At 68.2% G+C, this 25,242-nt stretch carries 23 protein-coding genes and 1 pseudogene; 10 read left to right on the plus strand and 14 right to left on the minus strand.

The window, feature by feature from the left end:
• Nucleotides 1-585: 585 nt before the first annotated feature.
• Nucleotides 586-1,089 (minus strand): endonuclease domain-containing protein, encoded by a 504-nt coding sequence (locus JKJ07_RS48505; protein ID WP_203078688.1) that lies wholly within the window; start codon nt 1,087-1,089, stop codon nt 586-588.
• Between the two features lie 845 nt (nt 1,090-1,934).
• Here JKJ07_RS48505 and JKJ07_RS48510 point away from each other — a divergent pair.
• Together JKJ07_RS48510 and JKJ07_RS48515 are read left to right on the plus strand one after the other, a co-directional pair.
• Nucleotides 1,935-2,783, plus strand: a complete 849-nt coding sequence (locus JKJ07_RS48510) for an alpha/beta fold hydrolase (RefSeq protein ID WP_203078689.1) — start codon at nt 1,935-1,937, stop codon at nt 2,781-2,783.
• Nucleotides 2,784-2,959: 176 nt separating this feature from the next.
• Nucleotides 2,960-3,388, plus strand: coding sequence for a DNA-binding protein (locus tag JKJ07_RS48515; protein WP_203078690.1), 429 nt, complete (start codon nt 2,960-2,962; stop codon nt 3,386-3,388).
• Nucleotides 3,389-3,467: 79 nt separating this feature from the next.
• Here JKJ07_RS48515 and JKJ07_RS48520 read toward each other — a convergent pair whose 3' ends face one another.
• Nucleotides 3,468-3,773 (minus strand): hypothetical protein, encoded by a 306-nt coding sequence (locus tag JKJ07_RS48520; RefSeq protein WP_203078691.1) that lies wholly within the window; start codon nt 3,771-3,773, stop codon nt 3,468-3,470.
• Between the two features lie 402 nt (nt 3,774-4,175).
• On the opposite strand from JKJ07_RS48520, the gene JKJ07_RS48525 reads away from it, so the two are divergent.
• Nucleotides 4,176-5,657, plus strand: a complete 1,482-nt coding sequence (locus JKJ07_RS48525) for a mannitol dehydrogenase family protein (RefSeq protein WP_203078692.1) — start codon at nt 4,176-4,178, stop codon at nt 5,655-5,657.
• Here JKJ07_RS48525 and JKJ07_RS48530 read toward each other — a convergent pair.
• From JKJ07_RS48530 to JKJ07_RS48550, 5 genes are all read right to left on the minus strand, one after another.
• Complete coding sequence (locus tag JKJ07_RS48530) at nt 5,643-6,317, minus strand: phosphatase PAP2 family protein (RefSeq protein ID WP_307834833.1); 675 nt, start codon at nt 6,315-6,317, stop codon at nt 5,643-5,645. The genes JKJ07_RS48525 and JKJ07_RS48530 overlap by 15 nt on opposite strands.
• A 51-nt stretch (nt 6,318-6,368) precedes the next feature.
• Nucleotides 6,369-7,031 (minus strand): phosphatase PAP2 family protein, encoded by a 663-nt coding sequence (locus JKJ07_RS48535; RefSeq protein WP_203078694.1) that lies wholly within the window; start codon nt 7,029-7,031, stop codon nt 6,369-6,371.
• 45 nt (nt 7,032-7,076) lie between these two features.
• Nucleotides 7,077-7,661: a hypothetical protein gene (locus tag JKJ07_RS48540; RefSeq protein ID WP_203078695.1), complete on the minus strand. Its 585-nt coding sequence runs from the start codon at nt 7,659-7,661 to the stop codon at nt 7,077-7,079.
• A 116-nt stretch (nt 7,662-7,777) separates the two neighbouring features.
• Nucleotides 7,778-8,335, minus strand: a complete 558-nt coding sequence (locus tag JKJ07_RS48545) for a redoxin domain-containing protein (protein WP_203078696.1) — start codon at nt 8,333-8,335, stop codon at nt 7,778-7,780.
• Between the two features lie 83 nt (nt 8,336-8,418).
• Nucleotides 8,419-9,912: an MFS transporter gene (locus tag JKJ07_RS48550; protein ID WP_307834834.1), complete on the minus strand. Its 1,494-nt coding sequence runs from the start codon at nt 9,910-9,912 to the stop codon at nt 8,419-8,421.
• 71 nt (nt 9,913-9,983) lie between these two features.
• Here JKJ07_RS48550 and JKJ07_RS48555 point away from each other — a divergent pair, with 71 nt between their 5' ends.
• The 3 genes from JKJ07_RS48555 (at nt 9,984) to JKJ07_RS48565 (ending at nt 11,937) form a co-directional block, all read left to right on the plus strand.
• The gene (locus tag JKJ07_RS48555) at nt 9,984-10,445 is read left to right on the plus strand and encodes a CGNR zinc finger domain-containing protein (protein ID WP_203078697.1); all 462 of its coding nucleotides are present in this window, start codon (nt 9,984-9,986) and stop codon (nt 10,443-10,445) included.
• A 207-nt stretch (nt 10,446-10,652) separates the two neighbouring features.
• Nucleotides 10,653-11,456, plus strand: a complete 804-nt coding sequence (locus tag JKJ07_RS48560; protein ID WP_203078698.1) for a RodZ family helix-turn-helix domain-containing protein — start codon at nt 10,653-10,655, stop codon at nt 11,454-11,456.
• A gap of 307 nt (nt 11,457-11,763) precedes the next feature.
• The gene (locus JKJ07_RS48565; RefSeq protein ID WP_203078699.1) at nt 11,764-11,937 is read left to right on the plus strand and encodes a hypothetical protein; all 174 of its coding nucleotides are present in this window, start codon (nt 11,764-11,766) and stop codon (nt 11,935-11,937) included.
• A 150-nt stretch (nt 11,938-12,087) separates the two neighbouring features.
• Here the strand turns inward: JKJ07_RS48565 and JKJ07_RS48570 are convergent, their stop codons facing one another.
• Nucleotides 12,088-12,987, minus strand: coding sequence for a LysR family transcriptional regulator (locus JKJ07_RS48570; RefSeq protein WP_203078700.1), 900 nt, complete (start codon nt 12,985-12,987; stop codon nt 12,088-12,090).
• Between the two features lie 85 nt (nt 12,988-13,072).
• On the opposite strand from JKJ07_RS48570, the gene JKJ07_RS48575 reads away from it, so the two are divergent.
• Nucleotides 13,073-14,215 carry an FAD-dependent oxidoreductase gene (locus tag JKJ07_RS48575; RefSeq protein ID WP_203078701.1) on the plus strand — a complete coding sequence of 381 codons (1,143 nt, stop codon included), beginning with the start codon at nt 13,073-13,075 and terminating at the stop codon, nt 14,213-14,215.
• Nucleotides 14,212-14,952, plus strand: coding sequence for a siderophore-interacting protein (locus JKJ07_RS48580; protein WP_203078702.1), 741 nt, complete (start codon nt 14,212-14,214; stop codon nt 14,950-14,952). Before JKJ07_RS48575 ends, JKJ07_RS48580 begins: the two co-directional genes overlap by 4 nt.
• 627 nt (nt 14,953-15,579) lie before the next feature.
• On the opposite strand, the pseudogene JKJ07_RS48585 reads toward JKJ07_RS48580, so the two are convergent.
• Nucleotides 15,580-15,978 (minus strand): annotated as a pseudogene (locus JKJ07_RS48585) (transposase family protein); the annotation flags it as partial.
• A 439-nt stretch (nt 15,979-16,417) separates the two neighbouring features.
• Here JKJ07_RS48585 and JKJ07_RS48590 point away from each other — a divergent pair.
• A complete protein-coding gene (locus JKJ07_RS48590) occupies nt 16,418-17,260 on the plus strand; it encodes a hypothetical protein (RefSeq protein WP_203078703.1) in 843 nt (280 codons plus the stop codon).
• 61 nt (nt 17,261-17,321) lie between these two features.
• On the opposite strand, the gene JKJ07_RS48595 is transcribed toward JKJ07_RS48590, so the two are convergent.
• Together JKJ07_RS48595 and JKJ07_RS48600 are read right to left on the minus strand one after the other, a co-directional pair.
• A complete protein-coding gene (locus JKJ07_RS48595) occupies nt 17,322-18,446 on the minus strand; it encodes a hypothetical protein (RefSeq protein WP_203078704.1) in 1,125 nt (374 codons plus the stop codon).
• Between the two features lie 218 nt (nt 18,447-18,664).
• Nucleotides 18,665-19,807: a hypothetical protein gene (locus JKJ07_RS48600; protein ID WP_203078705.1), complete on the minus strand. Its 1,143-nt coding sequence runs from the start codon at nt 19,805-19,807 to the stop codon at nt 18,665-18,667.
• A gap of 353 nt (nt 19,808-20,160) precedes the next feature.
• Here JKJ07_RS48600 and JKJ07_RS48605 point away from each other — a divergent pair, with 353 nt between their 5' ends.
• A complete protein-coding gene (locus JKJ07_RS48605) occupies nt 20,161-20,544 on the plus strand; it encodes a hypothetical protein (protein ID WP_203078706.1) in 384 nt (127 codons plus the stop codon).
• A gap of 14 nt (nt 20,545-20,558) precedes the next feature.
• Here JKJ07_RS48605 and JKJ07_RS48610 read toward each other — a convergent pair whose 3' ends face one another.
• From JKJ07_RS48610 to yicI, 3 genes are all read right to left on the minus strand, one after another.
• Complete coding sequence (locus tag JKJ07_RS48610) at nt 20,559-21,872, minus strand: family 4 glycosyl hydrolase (RefSeq protein WP_203078707.1); 1,314 nt, start codon at nt 21,870-21,872, stop codon at nt 20,559-20,561.
• Nucleotides 21,862-22,890: a carbohydrate kinase family protein gene (locus tag JKJ07_RS48615; RefSeq protein ID WP_203078708.1), complete on the minus strand. Its 1,029-nt coding sequence runs from the start codon at nt 22,888-22,890 to the stop codon at nt 21,862-21,864. The genes JKJ07_RS48610 and JKJ07_RS48615 overlap by 11 nt, the downstream gene beginning before the upstream one ends.
• A 113-nt stretch (nt 22,891-23,003) precedes the next feature.
• The gene (gene yicI, locus JKJ07_RS48620) at nt 23,004-25,235 is read right to left on the minus strand and encodes an alpha-xylosidase (protein ID WP_203078709.1); all 2,232 of its coding nucleotides are present in this window, start codon (nt 25,233-25,235) and stop codon (nt 23,004-23,006) included.
• Nucleotides 25,236-25,242: the final 7 nt, after the last annotated feature.

Consider the following 25,242-nt stretch of genomic DNA (forward strand, 5'->3'; position numbering starts at 1 on the left):
CGAACTCGGCTACCTCAGCCCCGACGAATACGAGGCGGCCTGGCACGCCCAAACCGAGCCAGATAACCTCACCCCTGCCCCGACCGGAAGCAGGTAACCACCGCTCCGTCGAAACGGGGGGAACTCAGTCCAAGTCGAAGGACACCTACCCGGCGGAGACCCCTTCTACTTCAGAGCCCGCCACAACGAGGTATGCCTGGCCGTAGGAGGCGAAGATCCCTCCGACGTGCCCCTGTGGCAACAATGCGAGCCATACCCGAACGCCAGCTACCTACCAGCGGCCGACGGCCTTCCAATCATCAAGAGACTCACCCAGGCGCACCAGGAGTCTGCGGACGACGACTGATCACCCTTTCACTCATCGCCAGAACCGCATGATCGGGCACCCCGAGCCCGGACGTTCGCATCGGGATACCCGCACGTGTGGCGTGCCGAGGGTCGACCGAGAGGTGCCAGCCGGTTGGTTTGCGGTACATTTCGCCACGTAGCAACGGTCAAGACTAGAGGTCGATGATTCAACGACGGGTCGCCGACGCCGAGAGCGGCAAGGCGTTTCCGACCCGCTGGCGGTAGGAAACCTGAAGGTCAGTCCCGCGCGGCCCGCAGCGCCCGGTAGGCCGCCAGGTAGGCGTCGACCCGCGCGGCCCGCTCTTCCCGCTGTTCGCTGCCGTGGTTGGTCCGCCGTTCCGGATAGCGCTCGTGCTGGGAGACGAACTGGCCGCAGTTGCCGCACAGCAGCCCACGCACGCACAGCCCGCAGCTGCGCTTTGCGCAGCATGCGTGGTCGTGGTCAACCGCGAGCGGCACCGGCTCGCAGCACAGCCAGTTGAAGCCGTCCGGGCAGAGTGCACACACGCCGCCCTGGGCCTTCAACATGTCCCGGTAGCGCTGGGCGGTCATTCGATGGGCGCGAATCGCACGCAGCGGCAGAGCGTCCATGCACATGTCCGACCGGGGCCACCACTTCCGCTCTACCCGGATGCCGACGTCCACACGCACCAGGCGGGTCTTCGCCGGGCAGCTGAAGTTGTGCTCGTCCTCGACCCGCTGCAGCGGCAGCTCCGCTTGGTTGCGCAGGTGCGCGCCCAACCGCGGTGGCGGCCCTGGCGGCAACCAGCTAGGCCGCGGCCGCAGTTGGCGCATCCACTCATTGACCTGGTCTGCGCCTGCGCTCCACCCTGCGTACGCGCCTCCACTCACGCCCGAATTGTACGAAATGATCAAAACCCGCGAGGTGACGATCGCCTCGGACCCAGCAGGTCGCGACGGTGGACCTATCTGGCCTTCTTGGACGCCGTCATGAAACCTCCGTGTCGGGATGCTGCGACACCGACGCTAAGCCCACCAATGCTTGTCCGAATTCCGCGCGACGACGCCCTGATCCGAATCCCTGGAGCAAGCTTCACCGAAAACAAACAACCGCACCCTACGAAGGGCCCGACTAACCCGGATTGGTCAGGCGGCTACTCTCCGCCGTCATCCGATCAAACCGAACGCGAGCATCCGCCAGGTCAACCGCATCGAGGCCGACGCGGGCCATCGCCATGAACTTTCGATCTCTCACAGCAATCGGCCGGCGCGAGTGCACGCGGGTCGCGGCATGAGAGTGTGCTGGTTCGTCGACACCACGACGTTTCGTCTGGCAGCCGTCCGCTAGTAGCTCGCCGATTCATGATGTGGAGCAGCGTGACGCCGAGCTGGCGACGCAGGGGGCCGACAGGTTGGTTCTGTTGTTGAGAACCGAGGACGCGTTTGTCGAGAAACCGGATCGCGTGTCGGGCGGTTCGGGACTCATCACGATGCGGCCTGTAATCAGTGACGTCCCGTCTTATCGGAGTGGTTCGCGGAGATGTCTTAAGTGGACCGCATCGGGTTGCCGAACGCGGAGACCGTCGATTCGCCGGGGCGGTACCCAACAGTGTCAGCATGTACGGATGGCATCGAATGTGATCACCCTCGCTGACGGCAGGCGGCTGAACTGGCACGAGTTCGGACTCCCGAACGGGTGGCCGGTCATCTACACGGCCGGGACTCCAGTGTCCGGCCTGGGTGCAGCCGGCTACGACCAGGCAGCCCGGGCAGCCCGTCTGCGCTTGGTCTCGCCGGACAAACCCGGCTACGGCGCCTCCGATTATCATCCCCGGCGCAGCGTGGCCAGTTGGGGTGAGGATCTCGCCACGCTAGCTGATCACCTCGGCTTGGACCGGCTGGCGCTGGCCGGCGAGTCCGGCGGTGCCCCGTTCACGCTGGCCGCCGCGCGTCATCTCGCCGATCGGGTCAGTGTTGTCGGGCTGATCGCGTCGGGCGGGCCGATGAGCCGAGCCGACCGGGTAGGGATGACGGTGAATGCCCGGGTGATGAACTGGCTGGCCAGGAACGCGCCGATGCTCAACACCATCCGGGTCGCGGCGATGCGGCGGCAGGTTGTCAGCGGGGAGCGTGCTCTGCACCGCGCGACGGCGGAAGCGCCCGATGCCGCGCACGCCGCTGCCCTGCGCATCGAGTTCGAGGCCGTCGCCGACGCGCTGCGGCCAGGCGCGCGCGCCACCGTGCAAGAACTCGCCCTGATCAAGCGCCCATGGACATTCCCGCTGAGCGAGGTCAAGGTGCCGGTGCACCTGTGGCACGGCGCGCTTGACCGTAACGCGCCGATCGCCTTCGCTCGCCGTCTCGCGCGTGAACTGCCCGACGCCACCCTGCACATCAGCGACTCATCGGGGCACGATGTCGGCCCCGGCCGGGCCGGCATGATCATGGACGCGCTGGCCTCTTTCGCGAAATAGACAGCCAGTGACAGGGTTCCTTCGCCCGCCAGCATCAAGTTCCCACTCAGGGGCCAGCAGCGGGTTTGTCGTCGAGCAGCGCTTCGGCAGGAAGTGTTGCGCCCGACGGCCGCCAGATCCACATCAAGCTTCAACAGGATGTTGAAAACTCCCCGTTGAGCTGTCATGCTTTAGGCATGGCTGATCTCTTTGCTCGACCTGACTCCGCGGCACAGCGCGTCGAGCGCACTTATAGATCTCTGACGCACCTTGTCGACCGGCACGCCGACAGTCCCGGTCGCCGGTCACGCCAGGTGCATTCCGCCATGCCGGCTCCACATGAGGTAGTTCGGCTCGTGGCGGGGATGGTAAGTGGCTCGATCGTCGCGGAATCGGACGAAGACGATGTCGATGACAACGACCTGGTTGCGGCGCTGACCTTGCTGCCCAGTGTTCGGGCCGATCTCGACTCGACCGAGCTGGCCCTGCTGAAAGTTGCCCGGAGCAGGGGGATGACATGGCAGGACATCGCTTTCAGCCTGGGACTCAATACGCCCCAGGCGGCTAAGCAGAGGTATGAACGCCTCGAAACGCGTTCCGCAGGGTCCGCAAGTACCGATAATTGACCCTCGCGCCTTGCAGCTGAGCTTCAGCGGTTCGCTCGCCGCCGGCTCCGAAACGCGGCGGGCGGCGGGAACGACTGCGTCAACTGCGACGCAAAACGCAGGAGTTACGCATGGAGAACAAAGTTCCGACGCACTGTTCTCGGCAGATCCCCGCGAGCATCACGTTGGCCGGGTTGGTGTCGAGGGGGCCGCACCACGGCAAGTCGTGGATGGCTTGGGCGTGGATGCGGCGGAAGATGTCGTTCAGGGCGGCGACCGACGGGGACCGCGAAACGATTGCCGCGTGGAAGGTGGCCGCCTCGGTGGGTGGGGCGGGGCTCAACCATTCCATGATTTGCAGGTCGCCGCCACCGGGGAGCCGGTGATGGGTGAACAGATGGGGCACCTGGCGGGTAGGGGCGGCCTCGCGGTAGAGCGCCGCAATAGCGGGCCTACCGGATCGAACGGGCTTATTCGGGCGTTGGCCTTGCCGTCCGGTGAGCGCAGGGCGATGGCCCAGTCGCCGGCGCCGCACCTGGTCCAGCCTTCGGCCAGGAGCACGCGTTCGACCTCGCGATGGTCGGCGGCGGAAAAGCGGTCCATGGGAGGGAGCCTAGGGCGACCGGTTGTGGAAAACGGGCATGGGGAACGCCAAACCGGGCACCAAACTACGGCGTGTACGCCTTGCAGCCGCCCCCAGGAGACCCGCGGCCATCAGAAGATTCCCCAAGCCGGTCGGCGGTGACCTGGACGTTCCAGTGGGATGCTGTGGGTGATCCCCGATCCACTGCCGGGAGGAAGAGCCACCATGCTGCCCCTCAACGCTGAGACCCTGCGTCAACTGCCCGCCGGCCTCGCCGTCCCCTCGTACGATCGGGGCGCGCTGAGCACCGGCATCGTCCACTTCGGGGTGGGCGGTTTCCACCGCGCGCACCAGGCGATGTATCTGGATCGGCTGATGAATGAGGGTAAGGCCCTCGACTGGGCGATCTGCGGGGTCGGGGTGATGCCGGGCGACCGGCGGATGCAGCAGGTGCTCGACGCGCAGAACGGGCTCTACACGCTGGTGGTCAAGGCCCCGGACGGCACGCTCGAGGCGCGGGTGATCGGCTCGATCAAGGAATACCTGTTCGCGCCGGACGACCCGGATGCCGTGATCGAGAAGATGGCGTCGCCGGAGGTGCGGATCGTCTCGTTGACGGTCACCGAGGGCGGATACAACTTCAACGCGGTCACCGGCGAGTTCATGGCCGACAACAAGGACGTCCAGCACGATTTGGCCATGCCCAATCAGCCCCGTACGACGTTCGGGCTGATCACGGCGGCGATCGAGCGCCGGCGCGAGCGGGGGCTGCCGCCGTTCACGATCATGAGCTGCGACAACATTCAGGGTAACGGGGACGCGGCCCGGCGCAGCTTCGTCGCGTTCGCGGCGCTGCGCGGGGGCGACCTGGCGGCGTACGTGGAAAGCAGTGTGCTCTTCCCGAACAGCATGGTCGACCGGATCACGCCGGTGACGACCGACGACGACCGGGCCGAGGTGGGCAAGCACTTCGGGGTCGAGGACGGCTGGCCGGTGGTGTGCGAGCCGTTCACGCAGTGGGCGCTGGAGGACAGCTTCGGCAACGGGCGCCCGCCGTGGGAGGACGCGGGCGTGCAGGTGGTGCCGGACGTCGAGCCGTACGAGTTGATGAAGTTGCGCCTGCTCAACGCGTCGCACCAGGCGCTGTGCTACTTCGGCTACCTGTCGGGCTATCGGCTGGTGCACGACGTGGCGCGCGACCCGGCGTTCGCGAAGTTCCTGCTCGCATACATGGAGAAGGAGGCCGAGCCGACGCTGGAGCCGGTGCCCGGCATCGACCTGCGGGAGTATCAGCACCAGCTGATCGACCGGTTCTCCAACGCGCAGGTCAAGGACACGGTGGCCCGGCTGTGCGCCGAGAGCTCCGACCGGATCCCGAAGTGGCTGCTCCCGGTGATCCGGCACAACCTCGACGCGGGCGGCGACATCATCCTGTCGACGGCCGTGGTGGCCTCGTGGGCCCGCTACGACGAGGGCGTCGACGAGGAGGGCGAGCCGATCGAGATCGTCGACCGGCTGCGCGACAAGCTCAACGCGGCGGCCCTGCGCCAGCGCGAGGAGCCGCTCGCCTTCATCGAGGACCGCGAGGTGTTCGGGGACCTGATCGAAAGTGAGCGGTTCGTCTCGGCGTACAGGTCGGTGCTCTCGTCCTTGCACTCGCGCGGCGCGAAGGCCACCCTCGAGGCCCTGGTGTCAGGAAGCCTTTAGCCGCTGGGCGCGGAACCGGGCCGGCACTGCCCAGTCGACGGCCCGGTTCAAAATCTCGCGCGCCATGATCGCGACGCAGGTGCAGCCGTTGAAGAACGAGGCGATCACGTCGCTCGGGTGGTGCATGCCGCGGTAGAGGCGGGCGGTGGCCACCGCGATCGGGAACAGCACGAGCAGCCAGACCAGGCTCCGCGACCAGGTCTGGTGCAGCAGCGTGAACAGCACGAAGGCCAGCCCGACATAGAGCGCCACCGCGGCCGACGTGTGCCCGGACGGGAAGCTCGAGGTGGGCGGCGAGTCGTCCATGCGGTGCACGGCCGGGCGATCCCGGTTGATCACCATCGTGGTGAACAGGAAGATCAGGGCCTGGGCGCTGACGGCCGCGCAGAGGTAGAGCGGCTCGCGCCAGCGGCCCAGCTTCCAGCGCAGGATCGCCGCGGCCACGCCGGTCACGGCGATGATGACCGGGGTGCTGCCGATCAGGCTGGCGATCTCGCTGATCACGTTGAGCGGGGCGGTGCGATGGGCCTCGAACGACCGGTTGATGTCGTCCTCGACGGTGAACGGCCAGGCCTGTTCGGCCACGCGCGTCACCAGCAGGCCGAGTCCGACCATCACTCCGAAGAGGACGGTCACCGGCAGCAGCAGACGCTTGGCCACTTGCGCGACGATCGGGGGCATGGCGGCCCCCATACCCGGACGCGCGAAAATTTATGCCCGCACGTCGATGGGCCTGCGCACCAGGAACGCGGCCGTCGTCGCGGCCACCACCGCCAGCCCGAACAACCAGCCCCCGACCACGTCGCTGAGCCAGTGCACGCCCAGACCGATCCGGAACAGGCCGGTCAGGGCGGGCACGGCGATGCCCGCGGCCAGCAGCAGCCGACGGCGCTTCACCACGGGCCAGAGCGCCATCACGATCACCGCCGCGACCAGGGCGTTGTTGAGCGCGTGCCCCGACGGGAACGAGTAGCCGACCGCCGTGGCCACCGGGTCGAGGAACGACGGCCGCTCCCGCTCGAAGACCAGCTTGAGCAGCATGCCGAGCAGGCCGCCGGCGATCGTCGTGACGGCCACCCACCAGGCCACCGGCCGCGCCCCGCGCCGGACCAGCCAGATCACCAGCGCGAGGGCGGCCGCCCGCCACGTCCACGGGTCGAAGACCAGGCACCACCACCACATGAAGCTCGCCCAGGCCGGGTGGGCCAGCGAGAAGTCGTGCACGGGCACGCTGACGTCGTGGTCGAGCGTGTGCAGCCAGTCGACGTTGCCGACGATGAGGGCGGCGATCACGGCGAACGGCACGAGCAGCACGACGGCACCGGCGGCCGCCACCGCCAGGCGCGCCTCGAGGGCATGTTCCTGATCTCGCATCGGAGCTAGTTATACCCGCGGATTAACCGCTGATACACCTCAAGTTCACTTCTCCGGGCGCAGATCCACATGCCGTACGGTGAAATCGCCGCGGGTCACCGGAGCGAAGGGCGCCGGGGCCAGGCAGGTGCCGATTCTGGCCGCTCCCCAGGTGCCGTTCTCGTCCTGATCGCCGCTGAACGACCAGCTGTAACCGGCCCTGTCGGGTCCGCGGCTGCCGCCATCCTGCACGCTGAACCCGAGCCGCCGGCCGACCCAGTCCGCGACCAGCGGGTCGGCCCGGGTGACGATCGCCGTCACGATCGCGCCGCCCGGGTTGGTGATCAGGCAGTCCGCGGAGGCCTCGGCCGTGACCGCGATCCCGTCCTTCGCCACCCAGTGATAGATCTTGACGGTCCCCGTGGCGTCGGTCGGCAGCCCGTTCTCGGCGCCGGGCTTCGGCTCGCTGTACGGGTTTGCCCGCACATCGAACGTGAAGCGGCGAATGTCGTCGTCCGGCGAGAACGTCAGGACGAACTCGGCCGTGCCGGTGACCCGGGCCTGCCGCGGGGGCGGGCCGGCCTGGGCGCTCGACCCCGCCAGAACGGCCAGGGTCACGGCGATAGCACCCGCCCCGATCAACTTGCGCATGATGCTTCTCCCTACGGGACCGCGGTTGTCGCGGCCTCCGTCGGGATCCACGCTCGCCGATCCGGCAGCCCGCGAGATCCCCGGCGGGAGTGATCGTCCTCCCCCGGCCGAGGGAGCTAGAGGGCGGCCAGAATCTGGGACGGCTGAGGGTAGGCGGCGCCGTCGGGGCGGACGTCGGCGTGCCGCACCACGCCCGAGCGGTCGGCCACCACCACGGCCGGGAACGGCAGGATCGAGCGGCGGGCGCCGAGCAGCACGTCGGCCCCCGGGGCGTGGAAGCCCAGGTTGAACGCGTCGATCAGCTGGTGGCGGGGGTCGGCGGCGACGAAATAGCTGAGCTCGTGGCGGCGCTTGACCTCGGCCAGCCGGGCCGGGATCTGCGGGCTCACGGCGAGCAGGTGGGCGTTCATGTCGGCCAGGGCCGGGTAGAGCCGCCGCTCGTAGTCGCTCAGCGCGGCGTTGGCGGGTTCGCTCGACGCGTACGGGAAGAAGATCAGCACCAGCGAGCCGGTCAGGCGCAGGCGATCGAGGTGGATCGGGCCCAGGTCGGCCTCGAGCAGCACGGCGGACGGCAGCCGGTCGCCCGGTTTGACCAGGCGGTCCCAGATGTCGTCGCGGTCGAGCTCCGCCCCGCGGACGGGCCGGGCTGTTGCTCGCTGTGTGGCCGCAGTCATCGCGTTCACCCCGCCAAAGGCTAGTTAGCAGATAGGAGATGTAGTTTAACCGCACGCGCGCGCCGAAGGGTATGGGATGCGCGTCACGGAGCGTGCGCGACCATATCGGACGGTTCGGACGCGGGGGCCTCGACGGCCATCGGAGTGGGCCGCAACACTCTCCACGCCAGCACCGCAGCCACCGCCACCAGACCCGCGGCGACCAGAGAGACCAGGGCAAAGGCATTCCCGTACGAGGTGAGGGCCGCACTCTCGCCCGCCGCGTCCATCAGCGTCCCGCCCGGTGGCAGCCCCGGCGCCCCGGCCCGGTACGCGGCCACGACCACCGACCCGAGGACGGCGATGCCGACCGCGCCACCCAGTTCGGCCCCGGTCTCGGTGACCGCGGAGGCCATGCCCGCGCGCTCCGCCCGTACGGAGGAAACGACAAGATCGGTGGTGAGCGTGTAGACCGGCGCGAGCCCCAGACCCCCGACCACCATGCCGGTGACCAGCGCGGGCAACCCACCCCCGTACGGGGTCAGGGCCATGATCGCGTGCCCGGAGGCCAGCACGACGGCGCCCACGGCCACCACCCGCCCGGCCGGGAACCAGCGCACGAGCAGCGGCCCGGCCAGCGACGCGGCCAGGAACGCGACCACCGACGGCAACGCCCACAACCCCGCCCGCAACGGCGAAAGGCCGAGGACGACCTGCAGATATTGCACGATGGCGAGCTGGGTGCCGTAGAGCACGAAGAACGAGAGCGCATTGGCCGCCAGCGCGACGCGGACGCGGGCGTCCCGGAACATGGTCAGGTCGAGCAGCGGACGTGGGATGCGACGCTGCCGGCGCAGGAACAGCGTGCCCAGCCCGCCCGCGACGACGATCGCCAGGAACGGGACGACCTGCCAGCCCTCGGCCGCGAGGCGCTTGATCCCGTACACGAAGACGAGGACCGCGGCCAGGCTCAGGATCGCGCCGGCGAGGTCGAACCCCTTGGCCTCGGCGTCGCGGGCCTCGGGCAGCAGCGCCGGGCCGAGCGCCACGAGCAGCAGGGTCGCGGGCACGGCCAGCAGGAAGACCGACCCCCACCAGAAGTGCTCGAGCATCACGCCCCCGATCAGCGGCGCGGCCAGCCCGCCGAGCGAGAACGAGGCGCTCCAGACCCCGATCGCGATCGCCAGCTGCCGCGGGTCGGCGAACATGGCCCGGATCAGCGCCAGCGTCGACGGCATCAGCGAGGCGCCGGCCAGCCCCATCAGCACGCGGGCCGCGATGAGCAGCTCCGGACTGGTGGCAAACGCGGCCAGCAGCGACGAGAACGCGAACGCCGCCGAGCCGAACAGCAGCAGCCGGCGCCGCCCGATGCGATCACCGAGCACGCCCATCGCGATCAGGAACCCGGCCACGACGAAGACGTAGCTGTCCATGATCCAGAGCAGCTGCACCGCGGTCGGCTGCAGGTCGCGGGCCAGCTGCGGCGCGGCCATGTTGAGCACCTCGGCGTCGAGCGACACCAGCAGGCAGGGCAGAGCCAGGACGCCGAGCCCGAGCCAGTTCCGTGTGCTTGCCTTCTCTCCGGTCTCTTTGGTCACGCAATGAACCCTGCCATAGCGTTATCGGCGACGCAACGCGAAGGACGGCTTCATGGCGTTACGATGACGGGGTGCAGGTGACCGAGATGGACATGGCCGAGGTGGTGACCCTGGTCAACGAGTGGGGCACGCGGCCCTGCCGCATGGACGGCCGTGCCCCCCGCCCGGGCGCCTCACAGACCGCGCTGGCCGACTCGTTGCACCCGATTTTTGCGGCGTCCGACGCCGCTACCAGGGCATCTTTGGTCACGTCACTACTGCAAAGCACGGCCGTACGGCCGGAGCTGACCCCCTCGCTGACCGCGGCCTGGGCTGTCGACGACCCGGCCCAGGCCCCGCGGGCCGCGGCCGCCCTGGCGCTGCGGCACCACTTGGCCGAGCACCCGGGCCGGCTGGGCGTCTGCGCCGACGAGCAGTGCGAGGACGTTTATGTGGACGCCTCCCCGGCCGGCAAGCGCCGTTTCTGCTGCCTGACCTGCCAGAACCGGGCGCGGGCGGCTGCCTTTCGCCGCCGCAAGGCCCAGCAGAGATAGTCCCGTCCTCGGCGTCGACAGCTCCGAAAGCTAGATACGACACCAAGGAATGAATCCAATTCACGTAGAGTTCAATGTTTGATCAATGACGTAAAGGTGATCTTCACTGGCCGAGGTGATCACATGACTTGCATGAGGCTTCTACAGATGTCAAATCGGGTAGCCCGATCGAGGTTGGCTATTGACTTGAGGGCATAGCCATGCGGTGTGAGCTACGTTTGGGCTGCAATCGCGACCGTCTTCATCCTAGGAATGCTGGCTGGGATCGCATGGCTCGTGGTTCGACTCGCTAAAAGGCGGCATCCGAGAGTGGCGGCGAGTGTCGGATTGGGTGGCTTGCTCGCCATCGTAGTCGCGGTCGCCTCGATCGCTAACGACAGTTTCTTCAACATGCTGGAGGCTGTGGAAAATCTCGATTCGAAGCAGTCGCCGAGCCTCACCCCAATGGGCCCTGACTCTGCCGTATCCGGAGATCCCAGTTCCACGCCCTCTGGCAACTTAAGCCCGCCGGCGTCGCGGTCACCTGGCGAGTCGTCCAATGCAAGCCCGCCGACGTTGCCGTCACCTAGCGAGTCAACCAATGCAAGCCCGGCGGCGGAGGCAAGCCAGCTGCCGACGCCCACAGCGGAGAAGTCCGGACGCGCCAACCTGACTCCGGCAGCACCGAAGGCCAAGGTCGTGCGCTTCGTAGGCGTAAGTGGTGCCGGAAACCAGGTGATGGCGACCGTTGAGGTTGAATCTCCACCTGAGGCCGGGCGTCATTACATCCTTGTTGCCAGGTTTGACAAGCCGTCACGGTATGACATGAAGGTCCAGATTCCAGCGACAAAGGGGACCCACCAGCTTCAGTTTGATCTTGGAGAGGCGCCAGAAAACTCATGGCGCGACTTTGCAGCACTCGCTGTATCGAACTCGGAGATGGTGAGATGGCGGACGACGCTAGATGGCGAGTCGCTGTCTGACATGCCCGGTGGCAAGGTAGTGGCGGGCTGGCGGCCATACCGGCGTTGATGTTGCTTCAGGTCGCATCACCAGCTTCACTGGACGCCACCCTCTCAAGCCGCTGATTGAGCGCGGCACCGCGCGGCCGTGACGGTTCGTAGTCCTGCACAGATCCCGTTGCGCGTCGCATTTGCGACGTGGTCATTGCGTGTCCCGTTGCGTCGGGTTCAGCAACCAGCGGCGAAGCAGCTTGAGTCGTCGAATTGGTGCATGACCGGGCGGTGACTCGATACGTCTTGACTCGGGCCGAAGATTCCATCCAGCTGTCGTCACGTACGAGTGTCGGACGTTCGTCATCACCTGGGAGAATCGTGCGATGACTGCGTTGGACGAGATGAGCGCAGCAAGCGCAGACCTGCTCTTCGCCGCACTGGACTATGCGGTGAAAAAGGGAGTGCGTGAGTGGCGGGATTTCGCACTTCGGCTCGGGCAGAAGTTGGATGCGAACCAACAACCACTGTCGCTCGGGTTCCCTGGTCGTCTTGTCTGAATATTTCGAGCGCGGGCACCCGGTTGTCGTTCTTACCGTGCTGTCCTGCCGGAATTCGGACGGACCGCCGAAAGCCGCTGGACCGTCGGAAAGCCGGGGCCGGAACGCGTGCGGGCGCCGAGGGGTGATCACCCCTCGGCGCCCGCACGGTCACGGTGCCTCTCGTAGCTCGCGGGCGCTCTCGACGAGCGCCCGGACGACCGGCAGCTGCGCGTCCCGCGCGCGCCAGACGACCACATCGGACAGTGAGACGTCGAGGCCGGCGACCGGGCGCCACACCACCGGGGTCATCGGCGCGACCAGGTCCGCCGTCTTCTTCGCGACGAACGAAACCGCGTCGCCGACCGCCACCAGCGCCAGCATCGCCTCCAGGTTGGCGACCTCGGACATCGGGCCGAGCGTGACGTCCCGGGCGCGAGCCGCGGCCATGACGGCCGCGTGCAGGCGAGGATAGAGCGCGCGCGGCTCGAGGACGACGCGCTCGCCGACGAGATCCCGCAGCCGGATCCGCGCGCGGCCGGCAAGCTCATGGCCGGGCGCAAGGATCAGGCCGAGCCGGTCACTGGTCATCTCCAGGAAGGCCAGCGCCTCGTCGGCGGGACGTTCCGTGCCGTACGCGACGGTGATCGTGCCGTCATGCAATGCGGTCTGCTGCGCGGAGCTGCTCATCGCCACCAGCTCCAGGCCAATGCGTGGCGCGCGCTGCCGGAACCCGGCGACCAGCGAGGACAGCGCGCCCGTGAACGTGGCCCCCGGCTCGAACCCGATGGTTACGGTGCCGAGCCGGCCCTCGGCAATGCCCTTGGCCTCCTCGACCGCGGCGTCCACATTGGCGAGAATACCGCGCGCCCGCTCCGCGAACGCCGTGCCTGCGGCGGTGAGCCTGATCCCGCGGCCGTGCGGCGTGAACAGCTCGACCGCCAGCTCCGCCTCGAGGTCGTTCATCTGCCGGCTCAGCGGTGACTGCGAGACGTGCAGCCGGGTGGCGGCGCGCCGGAAGCTCTGCTCCTCGGCGATGGCTACGAAGTAGCGCAGATGGCGAAGTTCCATCCGGTCAAAACCGTTGCTTCGAAGGCATCATAGACCTGCGATCTATGTCTTGGACGTCTCGGTCAGGAGATCATACCGTCGAATCATGAACAGACCCCAGAGAGTGTTGATCTCCGGCGCCGGCATCTCCGGCCTCACCACCGCCTACTGGCTCGACCGGTACGGCTTCCGGGTAACGGTGATCGAGAAGGCGCCCGCACCGCGGCCGGGTGGTCACGCGCTCGACGTGCGCGGGCCGGGCCTCGAGGTCGCGGCGCGGATGGGCCTGCTCGGCACGCTGCACGACCGGAGCACGAAACTGACCGGCATCAGCATGGTCGACGCGGACGGCCAGGAGATCTTCCGCAGCACCGAAAGCACGCTGACCGGCGGTCAGCTGGACAGCCCCGACGTCGAGATCATGCGCGACGACCTCTGCCAGATCCTCCACGAAGCCCTGGATGACCGGATCGAACTCGTCTTCGGCGACTCGGTCACCGCGCTGACCCAGGACGAGAACGGCGTCGACGTCACGTTCGCCACCGGCGCGCCCCGGCGCTTCGATCTGGTGATCGGCGCGGACGGCGTGGGGTCCGGGGCACGGCAGATAGCCTTCGGCCCCCACGAACGGTTCGTGCACGCGTTCGGGACCGTGTACGTGGCCACGTTCAGCATGCCGAACTTCCTCGACCTGGACCGATGGGAGGTGCTCTACCAGCAGGAGGACCCGTACCTCGGCGCCATGGTGATGGGGCTGGACCGCGATGCCGCCGCGCGGGCGTACCTCGGTTTCGGCGCTCCGGAGGCCGTCGACTACGACCTGCGCGACATCGACGCCCAGAAACGCCTGCTGGCCGACCGGCTGGCCGGCGCGGGCTGGGAGATCCCCCGGATCGTCGACCACATGCTGACGGCTGGCGACTTCCACTTCTACTCCCTGAGCCAGGTCCGGATGGACGCCTGGTCCCGCGGGCGGATCACGCTGACCGGTGACGCGGGCTACGCGGTCTCGCTGGGCACCGGCCAGGCCACCACCGTCGCGATGACCGGCGCCTACGTCCTGGCCGGCGAACTCGCGGCCCACCGGGACGACCTCGCCGCCGGGCTCGCCGCCTACGAGAGCGCGCTGCGCGACTACGTCATCCGCAACCAGGAGATCGCGCTGGAGCAGGACTCGAAGCCGCAGAACGACGGGCTTCCGGACTACGGCAGCCTGACACTGCCGTTCACCCTCAAGGCGTACTCGTGACCGCACCGCGCCCCAGCCGCCTGGTGTCGGCGTTGCTGGACATCTCCACCCGCGAAGCCGAGGTCGAGCGTGTGGAGCAGGTCGGGCCGCGCTTCCGGCTGATCTCGCTCGCGGTGCACCGGCCTGCGATGGTGTCCTGGACGCCGGGCGACATGGTGCAGCTCATCGTCTCGGGCGCGGCGTTGCGCGGCCCCTGGGAGCTGCGCTCCTACACGCCGCTCGCGCGGGAACCGCTGACCATCCTTTGGTACGTCCACGGCAACGGGCCCGGCTCCGGCTGGGGCGAAACCGCGTCCGTGGGCATGGGCTGCCGGTTCGTCGGGCCGCGCCACGCGCTGACCCTGTCGAAGCCGGCCCGGCCGGTCGTCTTCTTCGGAGACGAGACCTCGTTCAGCACCGCGCTCGCGATGCGCGAGACACCGGCTGGCTATCGCGACGTGCGCTTCGTTCTCGAGGTGGACTCGGTTACGGAGTCGCGGGCCGTGCTGGACCGCTGCGGGCTCGGGGGCGCGGTCACGCTGGTCGGCCGCGAGGAGGGCGACTGGCATCTGGGTGAGGCCGAGCGCGCGGTGGCCGGCGCCCTCGGCTCTTCCCCGGCGGCCCGCGGCATCCTGACCGGAAAGGCGACGTCGATCCAGCGGATCTACAAGGCGGTGCGCGCCGCCGGGGTGCCGGGCCGCCGGGTGACCAACGTGCCGTACTGGGCGCCGGGGCGGACGGGCCTGAAAGGACACTGATCAGGCGCCGGCTCGCCCGCCGCGATGACCTACGACGCCGGGCGCGGGTGACGAACACGAACGTCGCGCCCGGCCTCACCCTCGCTTACGGGCTGCTGGCCGGCACAGCGATTCACCCGTCGGCGCAGCTGCTCGGCGCCGAGCCGGAGGCCGCGGGACCGTCCGCGCGCACAATGCTGGTGATCACGTCGATCGGGGTCGCTTCGCCCCCGACTTGTCATCCGCTACGGCCTGGTGGCCGCCGATGACGCCAACTCGGCGCCCAGACCTCCCTGCCCGATGCGGGGCCGGGGGAGCAGGACTGTCAGAACAGGGCGCTGAATCGCTGCCGGCGGGACCAGGACGACCAGCGACACTTCACCGGCATCGACACCGACTGCGGCGGACGCTGTCTCGTTGTCCTCGGCCAACGTCTGGAGCGCCGTGTCCGGGTCGTAGTTGAGGGTCAGTTCCCAGCGCCCGCGCGCACTCTCCCTCGGTCGCCGCGTGAAACTCGGTGCGGTACAGGAACGGGCCGAAGAACCGGGCGACGCCCGCCGTGTCTTGGTCGTTCGGGAAGCAGCGCGGGTCGCCGGTCACGTTGATCGCAGTCCGCGTGCCGCGGTGGTAAAAGTGGTAGGCGGTGCGAGCGTGGGCGCGGTTGAATTTCCTGTGCCAGGCGGAGAGTCTGCGCCGGTTCCGGTGGCGTTAGTACGGGGTACGGATGGGCCCACGGGCGCCTTGGTACGCCTTGTCGGCGACCGTCAGCACGTTCGCGCTGGTCAGAGCGTCGATGATGCCGTGGGTGCGGGCGGCGGTTAAGTCATGGGTCTTGCCGGGCAACGCGGCTGAGGCCCAGATGAGCCAGCCTGCCGGGTCGGCTATGACCTGCACGTTAACGCCGTGGCGGTGGTGGTTTCCCGAGTAGTAGGGCTTTTGGTCGGCGACGCGGTCGATCGGGATGAGGGTTCCGTCGAGGATCGCGAAGGACAAGCGTCTGATCATGCTCATGGCGGCGTTGAGGTCGTCGGCGGTGGTGGCGAGCAGGCCGCTCTCAGACCCAGTGCCCGGATCTGCCGATGTGAGCGCATCCAGTGATCCCGTCGAAAGGTGTCCGCTAAGACCGCCGATAGCCGTCCCGCGCTCCGCCCGGTGTAATTTCTCCCTTTCTCTACGCGGCTATCTATTGCCTTTGCTCAAAGGTTGGAAGCTGGCTGTCGACAGGTTTTCGCCTGGTCGACTTCGCCCGTTTCGACGGTGCAGGATTCTCGTAGAGCGGATCACGGTTAGCGTGGGTGGCTGTGACGACATCACCTTCGAGCCAACCGCCTGCGCCTCTTGATGACGAGTCCAGCGGGGTCAGGATTCTCAGTCCCGAGCAGTACGAGGTGCTGCGTAGGGCGCGCGAGGAACAGCAGCGGGATTTGAGCCCCGAGCAGGTTGAGGCGTTGCTGGACGGACCACATGATGTGTTGGACTAGGCGGCATGCAGATGCGTCCCGCGGAGTTGACGGCGATCCGGGCCGGTGAGGTCGATCTGGCGTTCCGGCGGTGGGAGATGCCTCGGCTCAAGGTCGGCACCCGGATGCGGACCGCGGTCGGGCTCATTGAGGTCACCTCCGTCGACCGGGTGCCGGTGAGCAGGTTGACCGCGAAGGATGCGCGGCGGGCCGGGGCGGCTTCGTTGGCGGCGCTCCGGCAGGGGCTGGATCGTGTGCACCCGGAACGGCCGGTGTATCGGATCGGGCTGCGGTACGCCGGCGCCGACCCGCGGCAAGCGTTGCGGGAGACGGTCCCCGACGAGGCCGGGCTCGACGAGATCGGCGCCTGGCTCGATCGGCTCGACCGGGCCGGGGCGTGGACCCGGGCGACGTTGCTGCTCATCGACGAGCTGCCCGCCACCCGAGCGCCCGAGCTCGCCGAGAAGATGGGCCGCGACACCCTCTCGTTCAAGCAGAACGTGCGCAAGCTGAAAGAGCGCGGCCTTACCGAATCGCTCGACATCGGCTACCGGCTGTCGGCTCGCGGCGCCGCCCTCCTGGACCACGAGGGGCATCCCCGCAAGCCCGGGAACGAGCCGGTGCCAGGCACTCCCCTGCCCCACATCGGCGCCGCCGCGACGAAGGCGCTGAATGCGCGCGGGGTGACCAGGCTGGAGCAGGTGGCCATGCTCAGCGCCGATGAGGTGCAAGCACTGCACGGCGTCGGGCCCTACGCCCTCAACCACCTGCGCACGGCGCTGGAAGAAGCCGGCTTGGCTTTCAACTCAGGTAACCAAGCTCCGGCAGCGGCGGACCCCCGAACCCACGACAGCGTCGCACCGTGTTGATGCGGCGCGGCTTCCGGCCGACGCTGTCGTGGGCCGTGGCGTGTGTCAGCGCTCTCGAGCGCTAGTTCACGGCGGTGTCAGTGATGCGTTGGGCGAGGCCCGCCAGGCATCGTTCCACTCCGTCGGTGGGGAAGTGCGGTGCGCTCGTCAAGTCCAGCCACATCGTTTCGGTGCTCATGCTCTCGAGCTTCCTCTTGGCGAGAGCACCAGGCGCCACCGTGTCGTCGTCGGCTGCCGAGACGCATAACGGAATCGATCCCAACGAGCCCGAGGCCGTGGGGGTGGCACCGGCCGACCGGCACGGCATCAGCTGCGCGGACAGGACGTCCTCGACCGCATCGATGGAGTTGACCTCGCTCGGCCCGAGGGCATTGCACAGCTCGTCCAGCTGAGCGAGGTAGGCGGGTGATATCTCGTCCTCCCCGTAACGCTGCCACAGCTGTCCGGAGAGCCGGGTGAGGGTCTCGCTGACGCCGTTGAAGACATCAGCAGCGGCTTCGTCCTGACTGTCGCCGTAGAGATAACCCAATTCGATCTCGGCGGACAGGCGATCGAACGTGGCCCCCGGCGACGTGTCGGCGGCCCGGCGCGGGTTGCCCTGGTCGGGGCGCAGATCCTTGAGGGACTGCCGGACAGCGGCGCCGCGCGCCTGGAAAAGCTCCTCGGCCGAGGCGCCCACCGGGAAAGGCCGGCTCAAGATTGCCCAGCGCAGGTCCTGGCGCAAAGAACTCCGCGAGAGGTAGGAAAGTCGAGTCGATCCGAAGGACTGACCGATGAACCCGACGTACGACAGGTCCTCCTTCTGCTCCACAGCTTCTAGCAGGGCCGCATAGGACGAGGCGTCGAATCCCCACGAGTTGCGAGACTCGTTCTGCAGCTCGCACTCGTCTCGCAGAGCAGCGGAACGCTTCGCGGCCTCGTCGAGGGTCGCCTGTCTGACCGCTTCATAGAACGACGAAAGCGAGTCCTGGCACGGCTGTGAGATCTCCTTGACGGACCACGGCTCATCCAAGGCGATCACGTTGTAGCGCTCGAAGATCGCGGGCGCTGTCGCCCTGAACATGGACAGATAGTCCGCGGCCAAGACCGGAACCCCGGGGCCGCCGAAATCCACGATCACCGTCTTCTTGGTCGGCTTCTCCGGTCTTCTGATGGTGTATCGCCACTGCTGATCCTGCACGCTCACCTGCACACAGGAAGCCCGGCTGGGGTACGCCTCGCACACGTTGCGAGGGGAACTGGAAACTGCCATTGCGGGCTGCGCGGGGCCTTCAGTTCGATCGTCACGCTGAACCAAGACGACCAGGACAACGGATAAGACAGCCGCACAGAGAAGGACGAGGGCGACACGCCCGGCACGCGCATTGCGCACCCGACGTGTCGCCCCGTTCGGGGACCTCCGAATCACCAGCCGGAGTCCTTCAGAACGTATTCGTCCTTACGCGTCGTTCCCTGCGGGCCGAGGTACTGGACGGTTGCCCACGCATAGTCCGCCCAGACGGGCACAGCAGTCTTGTTGGTGGCGTTGTAATCGCCACCGACATCCAGCCGGGCCTGACGCCCGGTCGGCTCGTGACCCTCCACGCCGATACCGATCATCTTCTGACCGGTGTCGATGTGCAGAATCGTCGTGCTGCAGGTCTGAATGGGGATACCGACCGACGCGGAACCACCAGCGGCGCCTCCGCCGACGGTGTAGGTCTTCGTCTCACACTTGCTGGTCGGCCCGGGTGGAGCCCAGGAGTTGAGCTTCGAGACGTAGTTGATGTGGTTCAGGTCCTGCTTCCACGGACGCGACCTGATCGTGAAGTCGCGGATGTCGGGCTTCACCGTGCTCGAGTCGGGCCGGGTGAAAAGACCCCAGCGGTTGTAGACCCAGTGATTGGTGCCCGATTGAGCCCACTTCTCGTAACAGCTCTCGACGTGATAGTCCGTCGAGCTGTACTTGGAGTCCCAGTAGGCGTTCGCGCAACCGGTCCAGATGCTCTTGGTGTACATGTTCTTGGGGTTGATGGCGTTGTCGTAGCCCGACCCGCCACTCAATTGGGCCGGCTCGGCGCCGCGAGTCTCCTCGGTGCCGTCCGGCGCGAACTCGATGGCGAGCCCCATCGCGCCGTTCTCGTCATCCCCGACCTGCTGCATGCGGAGCTCGCTCGGCACCCTCTTCGCGCCCCACACCAGAGTGATGTCGTGACCGGGCGAGACGGGACTGGGCACGGTGGCAACGCGGACGTCGGACGACCTCAACAGCCGTCCGCTGCGTGCCTGCCTGTTCATGTAATCAGCGACGCGCGCTTTTTCCTTCGCACCGACGGAACGCTTGCCGGCCGCGTCCGTGCGGGCGCTGGTTCCAGCGGCGTTCATACCAGCCTCGTCGGCTCGGTGACTGTATTTGAGGATGTCCGCTCCCGTGATGCGGGCGGAACGGACCTCCAAGGACGGCACTTCGTCCGGCGCCGCTTGCGCGGACCCCGGCATAAAGCCGAGCGACGCAATGCCGGCGATTGACGCCACCGCGGCGGCGATTCCCCGTGATTTGTGTTTCAACGACCCTCCAGATCAAGTGGTGTCGATTTTCTATCACACTCGTCGAGGCGTCGCTGCCCCCCGGGGAGACGACGAACCTCAATGTGTGTTGCCTATTTCACACTTGATCGACAGTCCATTTCGGACCGAAAGCGAATCGACCAGAACGGATTCCACGCGCCGCCGGCGACCGGGTTACGCTCGCGTCGAAGCGCCGCTGCTCAGGCCTGGTCACCAGTCCGGGTCACATCGCCCGCCGACCTCAATGGCCATCTCAGCGTCCCGGACCGTCCGGGCTGCCGGAGCGACGGACGCCGCCTCGGGCGGCCGGGGAAGGGCCTTGCGGTGACCCGGCCAGATAGTACGGTTCTCGCATGTCAACACCCCTTCCCCCAGCGGTTCTCCAGCGCTGGTATGTTGTTGCTCCCGCAGCCTTGGCCCTCGGTGTCGTCATCGGCGCAGTGGCTGGTTCTCTATTCGAAGACGACCACACGGCCTCGCCGAGGAGCGTGACAGCAACGGTTGGATGGTCGAACGAGGAGACTCATCTGCTCTCGCTCGCCGGCGACGAAAAGGGCGATGATCAGACCTTCTATTACGTCGTCGCGGACAACTTGAACTATCCCGAGTGCCTCCGAGGAAGTGGCGGCAACCCGGTCCGCGAAGACGAAAGAAGGGTGCGGATGGAAGTTATCGATGTCGCCTACGGGGATAACTCGAGCGCGCAGAAGATTGCCGTTTCGGTCGACTGCCTGTGACGGTCGGAACGGCCTCAGCTCAGGTAGCCGAGTTCCGGCAACTGCGCCTGATAGCCCGCGATCAGCCGCCGCGCGACGGGGACCGAGTCGATCAGGGGGTGGGAGGCCATGGCCCGTACGGCGACTGCGCGCGAGCCTGTCGCCACGGCCTCGAGCACGGCCCGGTCGGTGGCCTTGATGCGCTGCACGAGGGGGACGCCCGGCGCGAACAGTGACGTCAGCAGCGGTCGCGCGCCTGAGGCGTCGACGTGGCAGGGGACCTCGACCACGGCGTCGTCGTCCAGGGCGGGCAGGGTGCCACGGTTGCGGACGTTGAGGATCAGTCGCGTGGGCCTGTCCGACGCGATCGCCGACATCAGAGCCAGCGCGACGGCCTCGTAGCCGCCGCCCTCGACGGTCTCGGCGTCGCGCTCGCCCAGGCCCTCGGCGGCCATGTAGGTCGCATCGCGGTCCCGCCGCGCCGCCTGCCAGGCTTCCAACGGGTCGCCGTCGGCCGCGATCAGGCGCGCGTACACGTCCCGCTGCTGGTGCAGCAGATATTCGCCGCGGGTTTCCGACGCCTCCAGCAACCCTTGCAGCACCGACGAATGGTCGTAGTAGTAGTGCAGGTATTCGTTGGGCACGGCCCCCAGCGCCTGCAGCCGGGCGGCCCCGAAGAGCTGCCCTTCCTCGATCGATGCGGCCAGCGACGGCGTGTTCAGCAGGCGGGGGAGCAGATCAAACCCGTTCTCCCGTACGGCGGTCAGCCAGCCGAGGTGATTCAACCCGGCGTACTCGATCTCCGCGGTGGAAGCGGAAGCACCGAGCGCCCGCACCACCCGCCGCACCATGGCCGACGGTGAGTCGCAGATGCCGATGACCCGGTCGCCCAGGAACGCTGCCATGGCCTCGGTGACCAGCCCGGCCGGGTTCGTGAAGTTGATGACCCACGCGTCGGGCGCGACGAGACTGATCCGCCGGGCGATCGCCTGGGCCACGGGCACGGTCCGGAGCCCGTACGCGATCCCGCCCGCCCCCACCGTCTCCTGCCCGAGCACCCCCTCGCCCAGGGCGACCCGCTCGTCGATCACGCGCCCCTCGAGCCCGTGCACGCGGATGGCGCTGAAGACGAACGCCGCCCCGGTCAGCGCCGCGGTCAGGTCGGTCGTCGCCTCGACGCGGGGGCCGCCCTCGAAAGCGTGCAAAACCCGCGTGATCGCCGAGAGCCGCGCCGCATCCACGTCGTGCAGCACGACCTCGTCGACCGGGGAGCCGGGCCCGAGCAGGGCGCCGTAGACGAGCGGGACGCGGAAGCCGCCCCCGCCGAGGATCACGAGCCTACGAGACATGAGCATCCGAGAGTCGGGCGATGGTCGCTCCCGCGCGGCGCACGGTGCGTTGTTCGCCGCCGGGGATCACGTCCTCCAGGAACGCGTACCGGTCGGCGAAGGAGCCCAGCAGCGAGGCCTGCCGCCACCAGTCGGCGATGTCGCCCCAGCCGGGCGCCGACAGCGAGCCGCCGAAGTGCTGCACCGACAGGCCGGCGATCAGGTTGGCGAAGGCGAGGCTCTGGGCCAGCGGCCACTCGCGCAGGCTGCCCAGGATGAACCCGGCGGTGAACACGTCGCCGGCGCCGGTGGGGTCGAGGGCGGGCACCGGCACGGCGGGCACGTGCACGGTCTCGCCGGTGCGCGAGTCGTGGGCCAGCACGCCGTCGGCGCCGCAGGTCACGACCACGACCGGGGCCAGCCCGGCCAGCCGGCGCAACGCCTCCTCAGGGGTGGCGGCACGGGTGTACTGCATGGCCTCGACCGCGTTGGGGACGAAGGCGTGGCAGTCCTCGAGCATGTCGAGCATCTCGGCCGGCCACTCGGCGCTCGGGTCCCAGCCGACGTCGGCGAACACCAGCGTGCCCGCCTCCTTGGCCTTGCGCACCCACGGCAGCCGGTCTTTGGTCAGCGAGACCGAGGCGGCCCGGCAGGTCGGGAGCTCGCCGACCAGCCCGTCGGCGCCGACCGGCAGCGGATGCCCGTGCGTGATCATGCTGCGGTCGCGGTCGTAGGCCAGCGACACGGTCACCGGGGAGTGCCCCTCGATGCGGCGGGACGCGTCGAGGTTGATCTTCTCCTGGTCGCAGAGGATCTGCGCGCAGAAATCCCCGTACGCGTCGGTGGCCAGCGCCGTGCCGAGCCCGGTGTCGAGACCGAGCCGGGCCGCGGCGACGGCCAGGTTGGCGATGCCGCCGGGGCACGAGCCCATGCCCGACGCCCACACCTCGGTGCCCGGCTCGGGCAGGCCTTCCAGACCGGTGAAGATGATGTCGAGATAGACGACACCGGGGACGAACAGGTCCAGTTCCGGAGTCATCTCGAGATCCTATGCGAGGTCAGCCGTGGTGGGGCCGCTCCGGCGAAGCGACCCCACTCACTCTGTTGTCTACCCGGCGACCCAAGATGCGTCGCCGCGGCGAGATTGGTTGTCTACCCCGCGACCCAGGATGCGTCGCCCGCGGCGAGGTCGGCCGACGCGCCGCCGGCGATCTCCACCCGCCACGGCAGGTCGGGGCCGTCCCGGTCGACGCGGATCGCCGTGCCGTCGCGCGTCACCGTGAAAACAGATTCCCCCACCCGTACGGTGGTCGTGCCCTCGGCCGGCGAGAACAGCCGCAGCGTCACACCGTCGGCGAACTCGTAGTCGGGCCGGTCGGTCCGGTTGCCGATCGGCAGCACCGCACCCGGCCGCACGAGCAGCGGCACGCTGTCGAAGCCGTGCGTCTCGTGCCGCCAGCCCGGCCCCTCGACGACCTCGCCGTTGGCGAAACGCGTCCACTGGCCGGCCGGCACGTAGTAGCTGACCTCGCCGCCCTCGCTGAACACGGGCGCGACCAGCAGATCCCCGCCGAGCAGATACTGCCGGTCGAGATGGGTCACCGCCGGGTCGTCCGGGAAGCCCAGGATCATCGGGCGCATCACGGGCAGGCCCTGCTCGTGCGCCTGCCGGGCCGCCTCGAACAGGTACGGCATCAGGCTGTACTTGAGGTGCGTGAACGAGCGCAGCACCTCGACCGACTCGTCGTCGAAGAGCCACGGCACCCGGTACGAGTGGTTGCCGTGCAGCCGGCTGTGCGAGGAGAGCAGGCCGAACGCGATCCACCGCTTGAACACGGCCGGGTCGGGCCGGCCCTCGAAGCCGCCGATGTCGTGGCTCCAGAACCCGAAGCCCGAGCTCATCAGCGACAGCCCGCCGCGCAGGCTCTCAGCCATCGACTCGTACGTGGCCGAGTTGTCGCCGCCCCAGTGCACCGGGAACTGCTGCCCGCCGACGGTGGCCGACCGCGCGAAGAGCACGGCCTCGCCCTCGCCCCGGGCCTCCTTCAAGACGTCGAAGACGACCTGGTTGTAGAGCTGCGTGTAGTAGTTGTGCATCCGTTCCGGGTCGGAGCCGTCGTGCCAGACCACATCCGTGGGCACCCGCTCGCCGAAGTCCGACTTGAACGCGTCGACGCCCATCTCGACGAGTCCCGCCAGCTTCGCCGCGTACCAGGAACGCGCTTGGGGGTTGGTGAAGTCGACCAGCGCCATGCCGGCCTGCCACTTGTCCCACTGCCAGACGTCGCCGTTGGCCTTCTTGACCAGGTAACCCTGAGCCAGGCCCTCGGCGAACATGGCCGAGCGCTGCGCGATGTACGGGTTGATCCACAGGCACGTACGCAGGCCCCGGTCGTGCAGCCGCTTGAGCATGCCCGGCGGGTCCGGGAAGATCGCCGGGTCCCACTCGAAGTCGCACCAGTGGAACTCGCGCATCCAGAACGTGTCGAAGTGGAACACGCTCAGCGGCAGGTCCCGCTCGGCCATCCCGTCGACGAAACTGGTGACGGTCTCCTCGTCGTACGGGGTGGTGAAGCTCGTCGTCAGCCACAGGCCGAAGGACCAGGCCGGGGGCAGCGCGGGCCGGCCGGTCAACGCGGTGTATTTGCGCAGCACGTCGGCCGGCGTGGGGCCGTAGACGATGAAGTAGCTCAACGTCTGCCCGGCCACGCTGAACTGGGTGCGCGACACCATCTCGCTCGCGACCTCGAACGACACCTTGCCGGGGTGGTCGACCAGCACGCCGTAGCCGCGGTTGGTCAGATAGAACGGCACGTTCTTGTACGCCAGCTCGCTGCTGGTGCCGCCGTCCTCGTTCCAGATGTCGACGCTCTGCCCGTTCTTGACCAGCGGGCCGAACCGCTCGCCGAGCCCGTAGACGGCCTCCCCCACGCCCAGGTCGAGCTGCTCGTGCACGAAATGCTCGCCGTCGGCCGTGTCGACGATGCCCATGCCCCGCCAGCCGCTGCCGGTCAGCCGCTTGCCCTCGGCCTCAAAATCAAGAGCCCACTTCTCGCCCGTACGGAACCTGGCCGTGAGCCGCCCCGAGGTGAGCTCGGTGTCCCCCACGCGCACGTCGTGCTCTTCGCTCGTGATGGCGAAGTTCGGTCCCGTGGGCGCGCCGCCGAGGAAGTGCCCGAGCGTCACCTTGATCACGTCGGGCATCGGCGCCTCGACCTTGATCGTGACCAGCGGCGTGTCCAGGGTGTCCGACCGGCTGCGTACCGGCTTGGTGGTGGCGTACGCGGTCAGGGTCTTCTCGTCGGCAGAAGTGTCCCGCAGCTGAGCCGGGTGCAGGACGGTCATGCCCTGGCGTTTGAGCCAGTACCCGTCGGTGAACTTCATGAGCGTC

Source organism: Paractinoplanes lichenicola (assembly GCF_016785085.1).
Lineage (GTDB): Bacteria > Actinomycetota > Actinomycetes > Mycobacteriales > Micromonosporaceae > Actinoplanes > Actinoplanes lichenicola.

Coding starts and splice junctions, on each gene's coding strand:
- JKJ07_RS48590 (WP_203078703.1), top strand. CDS start 16,418: ATGCAGATGCGTCCCGCGGAGTTGACGGCGATCCGGGCCGGTGAGGTC.
- JKJ07_RS48565 (WP_203078699.1), top strand. CDS start 11,764: ATGACTGCGTTGGACGAGATGAGCGCAGCAAGCGCAGACCTGCTCTTC.
- JKJ07_RS48570 (WP_203078700.1), bottom strand. CDS start 12,987: ATGGAACTTCGCCATCTGCGCTACTTCGTAGCCATCGCCGAGGAGCAG.
- JKJ07_RS48545 (WP_203078696.1), bottom strand. CDS start 8,335: ATGACTGCGGCCACACAGCGAGCAACAGCCCGGCCCGTCCGCGGGGCG.
- JKJ07_RS48525 (WP_203078692.1), top strand. CDS start 4,176: ATGCTGCCCCTCAACGCTGAGACCCTGCGTCAACTGCCCGCCGGCCTC.
- yicI (WP_203078709.1), bottom strand. CDS start 25,235: ATGAAGTTCACCGACGGGTACTGGCTCAAACGCCAGGGCATGACCGTC.
- JKJ07_RS48575 (WP_203078701.1), top strand. CDS start 13,073: ATGAACAGACCCCAGAGAGTGTTGATCTCCGGCGCCGGCATCTCCGGC.
- JKJ07_RS48515 (WP_203078690.1), top strand. CDS start 2,960: ATGGCTGATCTCTTTGCTCGACCTGACTCCGCGGCACAGCGCGTCGAG.
- JKJ07_RS48510 (WP_203078689.1), top strand. CDS start 1,935: ATGGCATCGAATGTGATCACCCTCGCTGACGGCAGGCGGCTGAACTGG.
- JKJ07_RS48540 (WP_203078695.1), bottom strand. CDS start 7,661: ATGCGCAAGTTGATCGGGGCGGGTGCTATCGCCGTGACCCTGGCCGTT.
- JKJ07_RS48610 (WP_203078707.1), bottom strand. CDS start 21,872: ATGTCTCGTAGGCTCGTGATCCTCGGCGGGGGCGGCTTCCGCGTCCCG.
- JKJ07_RS48605 (WP_203078706.1), top strand. CDS start 20,161: ATGTCAACACCCCTTCCCCCAGCGGTTCTCCAGCGCTGGTATGTTGTT.
- JKJ07_RS48615 (WP_203078708.1), bottom strand. CDS start 22,890: ATGACTCCGGAACTGGACCTGTTCGTCCCCGGTGTCGTCTATCTCGAC.
- JKJ07_RS48535 (WP_203078694.1), bottom strand. CDS start 7,031: ATGCGAGATCAGGAACATGCCCTCGAGGCGCGCCTGGCGGTGGCGGCC.